Annotated in this window: 6 protein-coding genes; all 6 read right to left on the bottom strand. The window is 56.5% G+C overall.

The window, feature by feature from the left end; genetic code table 11:
• Positions 1-179: 179 nt before the first annotated feature.
• Positions 180-971, bottom strand: coding sequence for a TraX family protein (locus GT753_RS23710; protein WP_160126004.1), 792 nt, complete (start codon positions 969-971; stop codon positions 180-182).
• Between the two features lie 290 nt (positions 972-1,261).
• Positions 1,262-1,933 carry a gamma-mobile-trio protein GmtX gene (gene gmtX / locus GT753_RS23720; protein ID WP_160126005.1) on the bottom strand — a complete coding sequence of 224 codons (672 nt, stop codon included), beginning with the start codon at positions 1,931-1,933 and terminating at the stop codon, positions 1,262-1,264.
• Positions 1,926-4,922, bottom strand: a complete 2,997-nt coding sequence (locus tag GT753_RS23725; RefSeq protein WP_160126006.1) for an integrase family protein — start codon at positions 4,920-4,922, stop codon at positions 1,926-1,928. The genes gmtX and GT753_RS23725 overlap by 8 nt, the downstream gene beginning before the upstream one ends.
• 68 nt (positions 4,923-4,990) lie before the next feature.
• Positions 4,991-6,142 carry a glycosyltransferase family 9 protein gene (locus GT753_RS23730; RefSeq protein WP_160126007.1) on the bottom strand — a complete coding sequence of 384 codons (1,152 nt, stop codon included), beginning with the start codon at positions 6,140-6,142 and terminating at the stop codon, positions 4,991-4,993.
• Between the two features lie 290 nt (positions 6,143-6,432).
• A complete protein-coding gene (locus GT753_RS23735; protein ID WP_160126008.1) occupies positions 6,433-6,681 on the bottom strand; it encodes a hypothetical protein in 249 nt (82 codons plus the stop codon).
• Positions 6,678-17,294 carry a hemagglutinin repeat-containing protein gene (locus GT753_RS23740; RefSeq protein WP_254071037.1) on the bottom strand — a complete coding sequence of 3,539 codons (10,617 nt, stop codon included), beginning with the start codon at positions 17,292-17,294 and terminating at the stop codon, positions 6,678-6,680. Before GT753_RS23740 ends, GT753_RS23735 begins: the two co-directional genes overlap by 4 nt.
• Between the last annotated feature and the right edge of the window lie 28 nt (positions 17,295-17,322).

The following is a 17,322-nucleotide window of genomic DNA, read 5'->3' on the forward strand; positions in this document are numbered from 1 at the left end:
TCGAACTGAAGGGAGAAAGCTACAGGAAAAAGACGGCAAAGGCAGTAACCAGCGCGGCTTAACGTCGCACTAAAGGATACGGCCAGAGTAGTTGGCGCCAGTCGGCAAAACTAGTTGACGTCTAATAGGCGGATATTGCCCTACATACTGAGATCTGCATCACCGATTTTTTTACCGTCTTAACGAACCAACCAGGCGAGCAACGCCAGCATCAACAAGTGACCTACATAGCCGTATAAGAAAAATCCTCGCGGCAATAGGCGCCGGTGATTGCCCTGGACACCAGGAACAGCCAGTGGGAACGACCCCATAATCAACAGTGTCGGTATCACAAGGCCGGCCAGCATCAGCGAGACAGGTAGATCGGCGTTGAGCATCAACACACTAAGGGGCCAGGAGATGATGGACAGGCCCCGTACCGGCCAAACAGTCGTTACATACCCCGGAAGAGAAACGCATAACCCATAACTGGCCAACAACACCAAAATGCCGGCAGTACCGTAAGTTCCGTCTGTAGCACCATATACATCCCACAAAAACAGCAGAACGCCACCGACCAACAACGGATTTGGCGAGCCTTTGCTTATTGGCCGTGAAGCCAACACTAATGCTTGCGTTACCACCGCAAACAAGAACAAAATATTCGGATCGGTAAATGCCAGCCCGTCATGACGCATCACCAGCCAATAGCCCGGCTGCGCAACCACAGCCCATATCCACAGCCGAGTCGCCTGCGCCTGCCGGACAGGCCGCGACGCCAGGTTGTACCCCCACAGCAAGGCGAACAGCGGAAATGCTCCCCGCCCCAGCAGCAGCAGAACCGGCTCATTTAGCCCCAGCGCGCGGTTGGCGTGATCGACAACCATCAACACCAATGCCAAAAATTTCAGTACGTCCTGCTGCAGGGGGGTGAAGCGCACTACCTCGCGTACCTGCTGTAGTTTTCCGCTGTGCGGATCGAACATTGCCATCCGATTTCCTTTCTTAGTAAGTCGACTGCCAGTCCTGGCCCTGCGCCCAACGGGATTGCCAGTGAGCCAGGTACTGTTTGGCCACTTCCGGCATGTCGCGCAGCACCACCACATTTTCCGAGTTGGCCTACTGGTATCATTCCATAAATTGCATAGTTAATACTCATAACTATCATTTCGTTATATGAAACAACAGGATGAACATCCTTAAGCTTCTATGTAATAGTTCATTGAACTACATACTTTATGGCGTCCATCGTTCTAAACGATGAAAAAACCTCCTTTGTCGCTTAGCTTAACCACCCTTTTCGGATTGCGGTGACATACCCGACGTCATAGACAGTACGACCGCTCTGATTGGTAATTTCTCCATGTGCGCCGACTTCCCATCCCTCATGGACAAGAAAGTCGTTTGAAATTGACTTTTCAAGAGCCTGGCGTTCACTCGTTGTAAGTCGTGCTCCTACTTCCAAAATAGCTGCCGGAGATCCGCTCTTGGAGAGTGATACGCCAAGTGGACGTTGATCGATAGTAATTTGCATTTGGGATTTCAGCAGATTGACCTTGGCACGCAGGTCATCGCGTTCGGCGATCGCGGCCTGCATGAGAGATCTTAATGCTGGATCCTCTATTCGCATCAGGTATTGATGACTGTGCAACGGTTTTGGCATCTTCGGAGGCTTGACAGAAGCAGTACCAGAGTAAGCCGCCCAAGACGAAATCAGAGCAGCATAATCGTGCGACGCGGCGTTATAGAGCACTCTGGCTTTAAATAAGCCACGAGACTCACAAATTCGCCCTATGGTTGGCAGACTGAAGTCCCGTAAATAGTCATTCTGTTTACTGTATTGCTCACGGCAGACTTCATGCAGTGCTTTCAATGTCATTGCTTTATTGGAACGCGGACCTTTGGCAAGTAAAGTTTCCAGTACTTCGTCCGGAGAAATAGAGGTCTTATGCATTTTTATAACTTAGCCTCAACGGGTTGGAATAGGATCCTATGGTATTATTGATGAACTCCTGTGCGTCAGTACCAATAAACTTAGCCAGACTGGCGCCCCCGTCTATCAGGTTGCAAACATGTCGTATACCGAGGAGAGGATTGGGATCTGCCTTCTTGGCAAGGTCTCGCAGGAATGCATTTCCGGCCTTGAGCTGTTCTTCTTCTGTTAGTCGTAGAAATATTGGTGGCAGATGGTCGCGTGCTAACGCTGCATCGAGTAGCTGGCTACGCCTGAAAATGGCCTTACCAGGTTCCAAATCCGGATAAATTTCTATGTTTAGACAAACGCCAGAAAGTTGCAGTAATTCGGAGTCAACTTCTTCAAATCCGGCCTGAACATCCATCTCCGAACCGGCAGCGACCATGACGGTTGTAGTGTCTTCATTGGGTACGGGTAACGCGTTACACCGATTGATCAATTGCCAACACGCCGCCATATCTTCAGCCAGATGACTAAAGCGTTGCATGGTAGACTCCCACAAACGCTCGGTAGTACGCAGTGCCAGCTCCTTGCTGAAAACGGCTCCAGTGTTCTCCGTATCGACTTTTTGCCGTTTTAGGTCTTGCAGTTCAGCATTCTGTCTTAATGCCATATCCCTGGCTTCATCAAACTGGTAACACACGTTTCCCAAATGAGCTGCCAATGCCGGTACATAATGGGGCTCAGTGACAAACCACCTACAACGAATGCAATTCCTTATCCCGCCAGGAACCGGTCTATAAATACGGTTTTCTGCCTCCGGATTGACGGCGGGTCCTCCGTTATAACAGCCTCCCAGTTTAAAGCCTCCTTTATTTATTGAGGGCTCACTTTCCTGCGTATTACCTCCCACCAGGCAGAGGCCATGATGCATTAACATCCAGCCAACAGGGTTACGATTTGCTGGCGATTCCGGGATAAGTGCCTTGAGTGCGTCCTGGCTGTTGTAAATAGCACGTTCTATAAGCTTCGCATGCGTTTCATTTGCCAGAAATGAAACAATACTTTTTTCCTTCTTCGCATCAATACGTTTTGCTGCATCTTCCAGCGCATCTTGCATATGCCTGAAACCCGGTTTGGTATAATAAAGCGTCATAATCAATCGGCTATGCCCCACTAATTTCATCAGTAATGGGAAGGGAAGTTCCCCTTCTATTGCCAGAGCCGTAATGAGTGAAACACGTAAACTATGCAGGGGGAAAACCGCAATGGGGGAGTTACCCGGCCGGGTAACTAAGACGATGGGTGTACCATCGGGATGTTTCGTATCGCTCATAGCTAAACGATGTTGCAACGCTTCTAACAACTTACCCCATGCACCACTGATAGTACCGTCAGTAACGGGAAATGTGTTCTCTCCATATTTCCGTCGTTCTGCGGTTCGGAATAAAAAACATGTATCTGGATACGACGCCAGTTGCATATCGGATTTGGGTTCGCCAATGCACCTCGACGGTATTTCTTTCCAAGGGGTGGGGCGAACGATTGGGTTATATTTTTCTTGCCAATTCCGCATTTTTTCCAACCAATAATGTGGCTGATCGCACAACTCCCCCATCACCGGCCAGGGGAATTCATACCCTTTATGGGTCCCAGACTTTCTGATATCTGCAGTTTTGTTCGTGTTAAAAAATAGCGTGGTTCGCATATCTCCTTGTCCGAGCCTGTCCGAACGACGAAATACGCCTTGTTGTACCGGATTTCTTTTCGAACCTGAAACGAGTGGGTTTGTATTATCAATCCAATGGCCTCCGCTATATCGCCAGGTATCCGCCTCACCAGAATCGAGCATGCGCACCTGGAAAGTACGCGGCGGAAGCTGAAGTTTGATAAGAAGAGCCACCCATCTGACTGGGCTCCACATTTCCAACACAGGTTTTACTTTGGGATCAACCGACCGTCTGATTCGCCAAACACAATCGGGATCATTCCTATCGATTTCATCTTCCGTTACTGGAAACCAGTCTTTGGCCATTCGAGTACTGAACTCACCAGCTCGTTTCACACCAAGCGCATTCTGCGCCCAGATCCAGTCGCTAAAAGATGGCCCCTGAGCAAGAAGCTTACGAAGTTCCGCAATATATCCATAAGGTAATGGTGTTTGAACACTTTCATAATTAACAGGAAAACCCGCTGAGGTAAGCCGGATTATCGGATTGCAAAATGCCGGAGAAATAACTGGGCTCTCATCATCAGCCCTGTGGCTATAATACGTTAAAAGTACCCAGTTAATAAAGCTATGCATGTGATTGTTGTAAGATACCCCACCCGGCGATTGCGGGCAGGCTACCTTGAAAAAATCTGGAACAATTGTTCCCCGTTTTAACAGAGCTTCCGGTGCTGATGGCAATCCCTGCTCATTGAGATATCGGGTGAAAAAAGCTACCAGCGCCGCTGTTTTAGTCCCCAACGCACTATGCTCGCCTTTTAACCACTCAACAGCATAGTCTCGCCATTGAGCCAAATGGGGGTATTGGCGCTGTACCCACAAAAGCGCTTTATCGGTACGTTTGTTTTGTGGGGGAGGCATTACAGTTTCACCACGGGCTTCCGCAGCCTTAAACCAATAACGAACGGCGGCGGCACTGACCTTCAGTTTACGCCCGACTGCCGTATACATTTCACCATTTTCAACGAGTTTGATGGCCTGAGCCTTGACCTCATTAGGTATATCTTCTCTAATCCTCTGAATTCCCTTGGCCTTCTTCTGCCATAGACAAATAACTCCCTTGTCTATGCCCAGCTCCCGGCCAATGGTTGCCGCCTTTTCACCAGCAGTTATCCTTTGTAGCACATCATGTTTTACTTCTTCCGGATAGTAGGTGAAAGTTTTACCTACGTGCTTTGTGATACGCCCAACGGTGCTAATGCCCAGCCCCAGTGCTTTGGCTACCTGGGTTTTAGAGATCCCATTCTGTACCATCTTGATAGCTTTGTGGCGCAACGCATCTGAAGTTTTCGCCGTCATTTCAAATACCTATGCCAATGATTTATCCACTCAAAATAACCAAGAATAGATAACCGCATTCACGATAATCAACTTTCAAACACTCCCCTTTTGCCTATCTCCTTAAATATAAGATCGGGAACATTTTCCACATCAGATATTTTTCTTCTATTAACAATAATCTGACTCGCCTCTTTATAACCCGGTGCCCACAAGTCATTGTTGTCAGTTATGTTTTTGTAAACAGAAATTAGTGGTTTCTTCCATGCGGCAGATATATGTACAATCGAAGTATCTGGAGAGATAACCAAGTCAACTTGTCTAATCAGTTCCATAACATGATGCAGTGAATTGAATGGATTTATCGCAACATTATCGGGAAGAGTCACGTTCAATTCTTTCCTGTGATCAAGAATAATAATGATGATGTCATCTGATTTCTCGTTAATCATCTCAATAGTTTGCGTTAATTGCTCTTGAGATAAGTTTCTTTCTGGACTTCCAGTGAAAGCATTAATGACAATTTTATTTTTCCCCTCCCATACGCTTAAATACTTTCGCACTTCGGAAGCAATCGCGTCAGGGATATGCAAGTCATAGGTGTGACTATTTTTAAAGTCAAGCCCCATGTTATGCGCTGCCAAGGAAATGGCTTTTGTCACATGTTCCGCACCATTCTTAAATGGAATTGATTTGCTGTAGTGATTAATGAAATTCCATTTATTAAATCCAAGAACAAACTTTGCGTTTAAGTCTCGGAAAAGCATCATCCTATGCACAGGGGTGTCGAACAGACAAAGATCAACCACCAGGTCATAATTATTTTCATTCAACGCTCTCATTGTCGACTCAGCCACGGTGTGACTAAATCTCTTCAAGAAAACCTCATTGTTACAGTCCCCAGCTTCGTATATATTCCTGATATAGGGGTTGTATTTCATAGCTACACTACTTGACTTTGTCAGTAGTAAATCAACTGTATAACCCGACTCATAAAGGCACTTCACTAGTGGCGTTGAAACCACAACATCTCCGATTGTTCCTTCATTGCGAAGGAGCAGTACAGTTTTGATTGCTTTGATATCAAAATTGCTTTTTCTACGCTTATCCCAGATAAGCTTTGCAATATAAATCTTGATATTAAGCTTTACTTCCTTGAAGTAATAATTTCGTCTCCTGTTCCACTCCCTTAACTTCTTGAAACGACCACTTGAAATAGAAATTTCCAAATCCTTACTCACAACTTCCTCCACTTTTCTTATGGGATCGATTACTAACACATGAGAGAAGTATCCTGTTAACTACAGAACTGTCGATACATACAGCAATATCAAGTATTTGAACTATGTGCCAATTTGGTTCTCATCACCAGGAAAGGCATCCGAGGTATTGGGGTCTCTAGGTTATGTAACTGTTTTAAATAGCCGATAAAACAGATAATGGTTATTGATTAAATCACCTTTATTCATGCTGCTGGCAGAGCTCCAATCCTAGTCAACGCTAAGATTGGGCGATTATCGATTTGCAGGGATTACGTATTTTTACGTGTTTTCATCCACGACATAAACCAGATACCTATACCTAATGGTATGCCGGCACTCAAACCAACTGTCATCGCATAACTCAAAACATCAACCCAAGCAAAATAAAAATACCCATTTTTTATATAGAAAGTCAATGCAACACCGAGACGCACTGCAAATAAGATAGCTCCAACAATAACAATATAAGAGATGACCAAAACAACAAGAGCTCTCAACTCAGCTAATTTTATTTTCATTTCTTTTCACCATTAGAGTCCAGTTGGCTCGACACTTCAGTTCCCAGGGCTTCAGATGTCAGCGAACCGACAACTGCTCCAGTTACCTCAGCTGCCGGACCAGATATAATTGGCTTGAGCTGATCTGTAACAACCTTACTGGCCCCACTACCCGCAACCGAACCAACCCCAGCCCCAATCATCGCATTGGTCGGATCTTCACCTTTGATCGTACTGCCAACATAAGCACCGCCAACACTGACACCACCTGTCAGCAACGGGCCTTTACCTTGCGATAATGCCCCTGTCCCTATTGCAAGTAGTGCATCGGTGTAGCTGAAGGGTTTGTCTCCATTAACCGTGAGTTGCGTACTGACATTCGCTGCACCGCCAATTGCCCCTCCCGTTGCGGCCGCTCCTACACCGACGGTTGACCCCGTGCCCATTGTCGCTGCTGTGCTCATCAATAGCGCCCATTTCTTCACAAGCTCGGTAGCCGGCTGTGGTGCTCCTGTTCCCAGACCTTTTGCCAAGTCGCTCTGCGCCTGCGTTACCTCTTCCGGCGTGGCACCATGATCCGTCATAAACTTGCTCAGTGTTGAAGTGGCCCGCCCTGCATCCATTAGCCCATTCGGCAAGCTCAGATGGTTATTCTCAACAGCATTCTTGCCGGCCTGCCCGCCGATCACCGCTCCCGCAGTATCACCCGTCGCCAGCCCGCCGGCAAGCCCTGCGGCCAGCTGGCTCAGCGTGCTCACCTGTTGTTTCTCGCTTTCGCTCAACTGCTGCGCCGTCTTGCCCGGGAACAGCTGACCGGCAATGTAGCGCGCCGCCAGTTCCCCGCCGCCGGCACCCAACCCTCCTGCCGCGGCCGACTGGTTGTTCAACTGCGCCGTCACTGCCCCCAGCACCGCGTGCGCCATCGCGTTGGCCGCAGCGTCGACTTCACCGGTCAGCGGGTTGGTGGTCAGTTTCTTAATTTCCGTCGCCAGGTAAGGTGAGGCACCGCTCGCCAGCGCACCCGCCAGGTTATTGCCCGCCAGCGCCGTCAGCGTGCCCGTAACCGCCTGTGCCGCCTTCTGCAGATCGCTGCCGGTGCCGTACTGCCGCATCGCGTTGTCGTACGCCTGCTTCATCACCGCCGCATCGGTCGTCGGTTTACCGCTCTTCTCAAGCTGCTCCCTGGCCTGCGCCAGCGCCGCCGGGTCTTTCTGCGCCTTCAGCCCGGCGATATCTCCCTGCGTGCGGATGACGTCCATCGCCTGGCCGCCAATCTCCCCAATCAACTGCGCCTGCTTCAACCGGTTCTGCTCCTTCTCCTTGTTAAATATCGGGCTGATGCTGCCGTCGTTGGCATGCTCGGTATCCCGGTTCAGCTGCGCCACATCCTGCTGCTGTTTGTCTTTGTCGCGAACTATCAGCGTACCTTCGCTGACCCCGGCCTTCGTCGTGCCCTCGGCATGCCCGCTGTTGTTGGCGCCCGACAGCATGCCGCCGGCCATGTTGGTCAGCAAGTCTTTGCCCACCGGCCCGCCGGTGCTGAAGCTGCCGCCGCTATGCGTTGCGCTGTAGTCCGCCTGGTTGTGGATGTCCGTCCAGCCCAGCGTGCCGGTATCGAGGCGGTTCTTCTCTTTGTCCGCTTGGCTTGCAATCACAGCGCCGTCGAGCTGGGTATGGTCTTTGACCGTGACGTCATACCCACCCTTGCCCGCAAACAGCCCGGTCTGCTCTTTCACCGAGTCGAAGTTGCTGTGCAGCTTGTCCTTGCTGGCGCTTACGTTGGCTGAGCCGGTCATCGAGCCGAAGGTGAAGCTACCGCCCGCGCTGGCGTTTTGCTGTTTGGCGTCATAGCGGTCGCTGTCCTGTTGGCTTTGCAGCGTCAGGTCACGGCCCACGTCGACGGTGACCTTTTCCCCGCTCGCCTGCGCGCCGATAAGCCGGGTGTCGCGGCCGCTGGTCACCTTGAGATTACTGCCCGCATCCAGGGTGGTTTCGGCGTGCGTCAGGCCGTTGCCGTTCTCATGCCCCTTGCCGGCATTGACGCCGGCCGAGACGCTGATGCCGTACCCGCCCGAACCTGCGCCGATGCCGACACCGACGTTGCCGCCTTTGCTGCTGTTCTTGCCGACGGTGCTTTCGCTGTTCTGCGCCGACTGCAGGGTAATGTCCCGCGCTGCATCGAGCGACAGGTCTTTGCCCGCCTTCAACTGGCTGCCGGTGATGGTGATATCGCCGCTTTGCGCATTGTGGTTCTTGCCGGTCGCCGTTATCGACAGGTTTTGCCCGGCGGTGAGCGTGCTGCCCTGCGACTGTCGGCTGTCGGAGCGGGTTTCGCTTTTCGACGACTGACTGCCGTAAGAGGCGCTGATACCCACCGTATTGGTGGCGCCCTGCGCCGCACCTTCGTCTCCCGGCTGTAAACCGGCAGCGGCGTTTTTTGCCTCCGCCGAGGCGGTTAGCGCATTGTCCCGCTCCCAGGCCTGGGCGGCCTGCACGCCGGACAGCGCCGCCTTGGTGTTTTGCAGCGCGTTCAGGCGTCCGTCTCCTTCTTTTCTTGCCTGTTGCGCCGAGCTGACGGCGGTGTTGAGCGCGCCGCCCGCGGTGCCCGACAACGCCACGCTCAGGCCGCTCTGCTTTTGCTCGAAGGTTTCTTTGCGCGTGCGCCGATCGTAGCCGGGGTCGATAGTCACGCTGTCGCCGGTTAACGCCAGGTCCTTGCCCGCCACCAGGTCGGCGCCGCCAATGTGCAGTTGGTTGCCCGCCGTGATGTTGACGCTGCCCTGGCTGCTGCCGACGGTGCTGACGCTTTGGCTCTGGGTCGTGGCTTTCTCGTCGACTTCGTGTTTGCTCGACTGTTTGCCAATCGTGAAACCGATGCCGCCGCTGCCCAGCAGGCCGCTCTTTTTCTTCTCTTCCAGCAGGTAATGCGTCTCGGTTTCGGTGGCCGCACCGATATCGACATTACGGCCGGCCTGCAGGTTTACATCCTGGTCGGCGGCAATGGCAGAACCGGTGACCGCCAGGTCATTGCCGGCGCTGATGCTGACGCTGTTGCCACTCAGCAGCGAGCCGTTCTCACGCGTGGTTCGGTCATCGGTCACGGTATGGCTGCTGCTCTTGTTCAGGAAGCCTTTTTTCTCAGAACGTTCCTCGCTGTAGCGCGACTCGCGCTCGGTGGCCGTATTGAGAGTGACATCCTTTTTCGCCTGCAGGGCGATGGCGCCCTGGTCACTGTGCAGGGTACTGCCGGTGACCGTGACATCGCCTTCACGCCCGATAACCGTGATGCCCTGCTGACCGCTGAAGGTGCTGCCGGTGCTGATTTCGCGCTCGGTTTGCTCTTCGCGATGGCTTTTGGTTTTGCCCTCGCGTTTGTTTTCGCTGTCCAGATCTTGCGTGCGGCTGCGCGCGTCTTTAATAGTCACGTCCTGTGCACTGACGCCTATGCGACCCGCTTTGCTGTCAACCTGCGCGCCTTCCGCCAGCAGTTGGTTGCCCGCCACCAGGGTGACGCCCTGGTCGCCGCCGAGCGTGCTTAATGTCAGACGCTCTTCCTGGCGGTCGTTGCTGACCGAGGAAGTACGGCTGTTAGCATCCAGGAGCGTGGTGTTGGTGGTCGTCTCGGCCCGGATGTTGATATCATTACCGGCCTGCACGCGGGTGCTGCCGCCGGCCTTGGCCTGGCTGCCCGCGAATGTAACGTCCCGGCCGGCCGAAAGATTAAGGTTGCCGCCGGCGTTAAGTTCACTCCCCTTAGCCTGCTGCCATTCGCCGCTGACGTGCGCCATCCGGGAGCCTGCTGCTTCCGTGCCGCCGCGGGTACGGTTGCCCATAGAGCCCGAGATAACCTCAAGGTCGGCGGTATGGCGGCTTTGCGCGGCGGTGATGGTCAGGTCGTTACGCGCGCTCAGGTTGAGCGTATCGGTCGCATCAAGCTTCGCCCCCGTGAGCGTGATATCCGTGCCGCGCAGGCGAATGTCGCCGGCGCTTAGGGTTGCCTGACGCAGCGCATCCTGCAGGTTGGTGCTCAGGGCCAGACTGTCGGCCTGCACGTCAATGCTGCCGGCCTTGATGTCGCCGCCCTGGTGCAGGAACTGCCCGGCGTCGACCGTCAGGGCTTTGTCGGCAAACAGGTTGCCGGCATTGGTGATGCTGCCCGCCGAGAGTTGCAGGTCGCCACCACCAATCACCGCGCCATCGCCGGTCAGGCGCAGCGTGGTCTGTGCCAGGTACACCTTCGGCACCCACACCGTCTGCGGGCCGCCTTCCGTTTGCACCGTCTCGCTCACCAGCCAGACGATATCCTGCTGCAGCGCCGCAATCTGCTCCGGCGTCAGGGCCACGCCCGGCACCAGATGGAAGTCCTGGGCGACTTTACTGCCGTTGTTCATCAACTGCTGATACTGTTCCATCGCATCCCAGCCCTTGACGGACGGTTTGCCGGTCAGCGCCAGCACCTGCTCGCGCACCAGACGCTGCTCGTAAAAACCGTCCCCCAGGCGCTTATGGGCCTGCGCAGGGTCATACCCGACGCGCTCCAGCATATAGTCGCTGCTGATAAAGTTGTCGCGGCGGGTAAAGCGTTCATCGGTCACCACCAGGAACGGGCTGCCGGTCGCCGTATGTTGACTGAACAAACCGTTATTGGGGATGGTGGTGGCCACATTGCCCAGATGCTGTAACTGCGTCAGCGCCAGCTCAGACGGCAGCAGCGGGCGCCCCAGCGGCGAGGACGGCGTGGCACCGGGTTGCGTCATCTGTTCGCCTTGTGCCAGCGTCGTATCGCCGTCAGGTCGGGCAGCCGCCTCTACCGTGAAGGCCAGCGGATTGCGTTCAAGCTCGGCGCGTTCGGCATCCACCGCCTTCAATGCCGCATCCAGTTGACTGATTTGTGCCTGATTGACCGTGGTGTTGGTGATACGGGCCCCGTTAATGGTGACGGTGCCGCTGCCGGTGATCACGCCGTCAACGGTCGCCAACGCCGTGGTCTCGTCCCGGTTGAACGTCGGGTACCAGTGATGCGTGTCCTTGTCATAGTGGTCAACGATCACCGCCTGGCGCCGTTCGTTAACCGAGTAACCGCGGTTGTCTACGCTGCCGCCGCCGTCCTGCGTCAGGTTACCGTTGGCGGTGATAACGCTGGCGTCATTGAGCAGCACGCCGGTGATGCGCAGCACCATGTTGCCGCCCGCCAGAATACGCGCACCGATGCCCTCGGAGACCAGCTTGTCGCGCGTCAGCGTGCCGCTTTCGGTACGCTCGCGGAAGTTGTTGTAATCGGTGATAAATGGCGCGCTGTCGATGTCGACATGCTTTTCGGGATCCCAGGTCATCACCTGCGTCCAGTCGTGTTCCCAATGGAAGCCGTTTTGGTACGGCGTCGGGATAGTCGCCAGCTGGTTTCCCCCCCGCGTCTCGTAGAACGTCATCGCAAAGCTGCCGTCGGCATTCGGCTTGAGCGCCAGGTAATTGACCCACAGGTCGGTCAATTGGCCTTTGTTGTCCTTGACCCGCACCTGCGCGCGTTTGCCAGCCGCATCAATGGCCAGCAGGGTGCCGTAGCGGTTGGTTTGTGCCGCCGCATCATCCTGGAAGGTCAGCTGTTGGGTAGTCGGCGCCAGGGTGCTTTTGTCGGGATTGACCGCCGAACCATAAGACCGCCAGTAGTAGTTGTAGCGGTGCCATTTGTAGTCGTTCTTCTCGGCGTCACGCTCAATCACCAGCCCTTCGCGCAGGTTGTCCAGGCGGCGGGCTTCGACGGTGGCGTCACCGTCTGCTTCGATAAAGCTGGCCCGATTTTCAATCAGGTCATCGCTGTGCAACTGCAGGCGGTCGGCGCTGTAAATCAGCGCGCCCTCCCGATTGGTCAGTCGCTCACCGGCCTGCACCGTCAGGCTGTGGGTCGCCGCCATCACCGCAGGCTGACCATGGTTGTCGATAACACGCCCGCGCACGGTGATAGCATCCCCCATCAGCGCTGCGGCGTTGTCCAGGGTATCGACGTTCAGCGTCATGCTGTCCGCTTCAATACGCCCGGTGTTTTGCAACGCCCCGGTCGTCAGCTGCAGCGTCTTGCCCACCAGGGTGGCCGGATTGGTAATGCTGGCCGCAGTGAGCACCAGATTGCCGGGCAGCAACCAGTCCGCCAGGTTGGTAAAGGCCCCGCCGAGGGAGAACGTCACCGTACCGTTACTGCTGACCGTTTCGCCGGCCTGATGGGTGTAGTCCTGCTGCGCGGACAGCGTCAGCGCCTGCAGCCCCAGCAGGGTACCGTTCTGATTATCCAAGGTACGCGCATGCACGGTGAGTTGCCCGGCGCTCTCCACGCGCCCGCCCTGGTTAAGCAGCGCCAGCGGCGAGTCGGTCTGTGACCGGTCGGCATTGATGTCGAGATTGCCGTTAGCCAGAATGCGTCCCTGACCGTTGTCCAGCTGCGTTACCCCTGAGAGGCTCATCTGTCCGCTACTCTGCAGGTGGCCTGCGGTATTGTCGATATCACGGGCGGTGATGTCGGTACGCGTGGTGCCCAGTATCAGCCCGCCGTCGCGGTTGTTCAGGCGATCGGCTCGCACATCAAGCGCTGACTGGCTGCTTATCGTGCCCTGACCGCTGTTATCGAGCGTCCCGGCCTTGAGCGTCAGGCCCTGAGTCGACACCAGTTGTCCATCTTGGTTGTTGACCTGCGCCCCCTCAAGGGTGAGCGCATCGCCGCTGTGCACCTTGCCGTGCTGATTGTTGAGCGTGTCGAGTCGGTAGATGCCCGAGCCCTGACTGATGAGCGTGCCGCCGGCGTTGTCCAGCTGCTTTGATGTCACCGTGATGCCGCCGCGACTGCTGAAGACGCCGCGCGTATTATTGATACCGGCTGCCGACACCTCTTGCCCACCATTGCTACGCACGGCGCCGCCGGTATTCTCGAGCAAGCCGAGAATGCGCAGCGCCACCTGTTGCTGGCCATCTATCGTCCCGCCGGCGTTATTCAGTGCTTGTGCGTCAAGTTGAAGCGCCTCACCACTTTGCACTTTCCCATCGCGGTTATTCAGCGCATCGCTCAACGTAAGGCGCTGTTGTTTCTGGCTGTAAAGCAGCCCGCCCTGCGTATTGTCGAGTGCGCGGGCGGCGATACGCAGCCCCTCGCCGGCCAGCCACTGGCCGCCGGCGTTATTGATGGCGCCGGCGCGTTCGCCGTCTTGGGCGCCTGCGACAGCAAGCTGCCCCTGCGCCGAGACCTTGCCGTTGCGATTATCGATATCCTGTTTGATGCGCAGCGCCAGGTCGTGTGCCGACTGCAGTACACCTTTGGTGTTACCCAGCCAGTCAGCCGCAAGCTGTGCGGCCTGCAGGCTCTGCACACTGCCTTCCGTATTGTCAAAACCGCCGCTGATCGCCTGCCAGCCGCCCTGGCTGCCCATCCAGCCTTCGGCGTTGAAAATATCCTGCGCCTGTAGTTCCTGAGACGATTGACTAAAAACTCGCCCCTGGCGGTTATCCAGCCTGCCGGTGAACTGCATGTCCAGGCTGCCCAGCGCGTTGATGGCGCCCTGGGCATTGAGCAGACTGGCGGCGCGCACCCCGGTGCGCCCATTGCCGGTAAACGTGCCGCCCTGGTTGTCCCAGCCGCCGGTCAGGTTCAGGGAAAGCGCCTGCCCGCTGAGTACCACACCGGCGGCGCGGTTGGTCAACTGGCCGCCCTGCAGAGACAGATCGCCGCCGCTCTGCAGGGAGCCGCCATCATTATCGAACAGGCTGGCTGCTCCGCCTTTCACGGCAAGGGCCTGCTGCGCAGTCAGTTTACCGGTGCGATTGAGGATATTGCCTGCGGCGTCAAGCGTCAGGTCACCGCCGGACTGCAGCCGCCCGCCGGTATTGTCGAGCGACTGGGCGCTGGCGGTGACCTGCCGGCCACCTTGTGCGGTGCCGCCCTGATTGTCCCAGTCGCCATCGGTCTTGACGGCGAGTGTATTACCGCCTTCAAGCCAGCCGGCCGCGTTGTTCAGCCCTTGCTTCGCCGTCAGGCTTACATCCTGCCTGGCGACCACCTTGCCCTGAGAGTTATCGAGACGCTGCGCCGCCAGTGTGAGTGACTCGCCGCTGATTTCGCCCTCGCGGTTCACCAATTCTGCCGCACTGTTCAACACCAGTTGTTGCCCGCCCAGCAGTTTGCCGGCCTCGTTGCGCATGCTCCCTGCCGCTATGTGAGTTTGCCCGCTCCCCGATATCGTGCCACGGCGGTTATTCAGCTCACCGTCGGTCCGCACGGTCAACGCCTGGCCGGCGCCCAGCAGCCCCAACGTATTGTCCAGCCCCTGGCGGGCATGCAGGTCAAGCTGCTCTTGGCCAATCACCTTGCCTTGCGTATTGTCGAGCCGACCGGTGCTCACCGTCAGCGCCGCGCCGCTGATTTCGCCGCCGCGGTTGCTGGTGTTACCCGAGGTGGTCAGGGTGGATGCCTGGCCGGACAGCAGCTTGCCGCCGTCGTTGTTGAGGGTCGTTGCCGTTGCCGTGACGGCCGTTTCGCCTTGCGCCGTACCGCCGCGGTTGTCCCAGTCACCGGTATGGATATCCAACGCCTTGCCGGCACCAATGAGGCCACGTTGATTATCCAGGTGGCTGGATGTCAGGTCGAGATTGCCCTGACCGATGACCTGCCCCTGCGTGTTATCCAACCGCTGCGCCACCAGACGCACGTCACCGCCGCTCAGGGTGCCGGACGCGTTATTCAACTCGCTGCCCGCCTCAAGCGTCAGGCCGTTCCCGGCCAGCAGGTTACCCCCGGCATTATTCACCGCGCCATTAGCATGGAGCGTGAGCCCCGACTGGGTTTTTACCGTGCCGCCCTGATTATCGAGGCGCCCGGCATCGAGACGCAGGTCGCCGTTGCTGCCCACCGTCCCGCCGGCATTGTCGAGCAGGCCGCCGACCTGCCAGTGCTGCGCCGCGTTGCCCAGCGCAGCCAGGCGGCCACGCTGGTTGGTGAGCTGCCCGGCCGTGAGCACCAGATGGTGAGTCTCAATGCTGCCGTCGGTGTTATCCAGATGACCGGTCACCGAGAAGCGACTCTCACTGTCCTCGGTCTGTGTCCAGACGGCTTTCTGGTTGAGCAGGATGCCGGCATCCACCTGCCAGCGCCCGGCCTTGACGTTGGCCTGCTGCGCATCCACATTTCCCGTCGTGCTCACGGCCAGCTCACCACTGTCAACGGTGGACTGGCGCAGTGCCACGCCGCCTTCCCGCGCCGTCAGCGCGGTGCGGCCGGCTGCAACCCGTGCACCGCTGATATCCACCCGGCGCCCGGACGCGTTGACGTCTTTTTGACTTAGCAGACTGCCACTGGCGCGGATATCGCCCTGACTCTCAAGCTGTAGATTGGCAGCCTGGACCAGCGTACTGTCGGCATTGCTGCCCGCCAGCAGGTGACCGTTGCTCTGGATGCCGCGCGCGGCGTTCAGGTGCACATTCCCGGCCGCCGCCAGCGTCCCGGACTGCGTTAACATCCCCTCACGACTCTGCACGGCCAGTTGGCCACCGCTGTACACGTTGCCGTGCGTCTCAATGTCACCCTTTGCCGCCAGTTGGATATCGCCGCCGGCCTGCGTGGCCGCATCCGGCGCATCAGACTGCCAACTGAGTTTGCCTTCGCTGCTGACGGTCAGCGTCTTGCCTGCCTGCACCTGCCCGTTCTGGTTGCGCACGCCGACGCCGGCCTCGGTGCCAATCATGCGGATACTGCCGCTGTACATGCCGCCCATCTGGCCCATGTCGATGGCAAGCTCAGGTCTGGCACTGCCGTCGTCCGCCAGCGGCGTCGCGGTTTTACCGTCCGCACTCACGCGGTTGCGCCCGGCCACCACCGACACACCTTCTTTAGCCCAGACGCCGGCGTTGACCTCCACCGCACGCGCCAGAATATCGACGTACTCGGTATCATGACGGGCATCCCCGTTAAGTCCGCCCCCCTCGATGCGCACCACGCCACGCTCGACCTGATAACCTGCCACGCTGCCATCGGCGTTCAGTTGCGGACGGCCTGTGGTCAGCGTCATGCGCCCGGCATTGATGGTGCCGCAGCCGTTGCAGACAATGCCGGCGGGGTTGGCCACAATCACCTGCGCCTTGCCGCCGGCCACTTCCATAAAACCGCGCAACTGGCTGGGATTGTTGCTGTTGACTTCGTTGAGGATGACGCGCGCCGGCGCGGAATTGGGATTGAGGTTAGGGTTACCCTGGATCATTCCGGCCATCTGGGTCGAGGTCATCACCGCCGAGTTGTTGAGGATGGCGCCTTTGGCGTCGACATCGAACTGCTGATACTGGTTATGTGAGACCCCGGCCTGGTTGGGGGCGGTGATGTTGACCTGCGGCAAGCCGTTCTGGGTATTGATGACCTCCGGCCGCTGGGAAGGATTGGCACCGCCGTCCGCGACAATGCCGTCTGCCATGACGGGGCCGGCGAACATCAACAGCCCCAGCAGCCACACTGACCGACGCACGGTGACCCACAGACGACTCCCAGCCGTTATCCCTGAACCGATGCGCTGCCCCGGTTCGCTGCTGCAGCTGCGGGCCAGTTCGGACACCACCCGCAACTCCCCGTGAGTGCGGCTGAAGATAAGGCGATAACAATGTTTGTTCATGGGTCACGTCCGTGAGAAAAGTCAGTCC

This window comes from Serratia sp. Z4 (genome assembly GCF_009900725.1).
GTDB classification, from domain to species: Bacteria; Pseudomonadota; Gammaproteobacteria; order Enterobacterales; family Enterobacteriaceae; genus Serratia; species Serratia nematodiphila.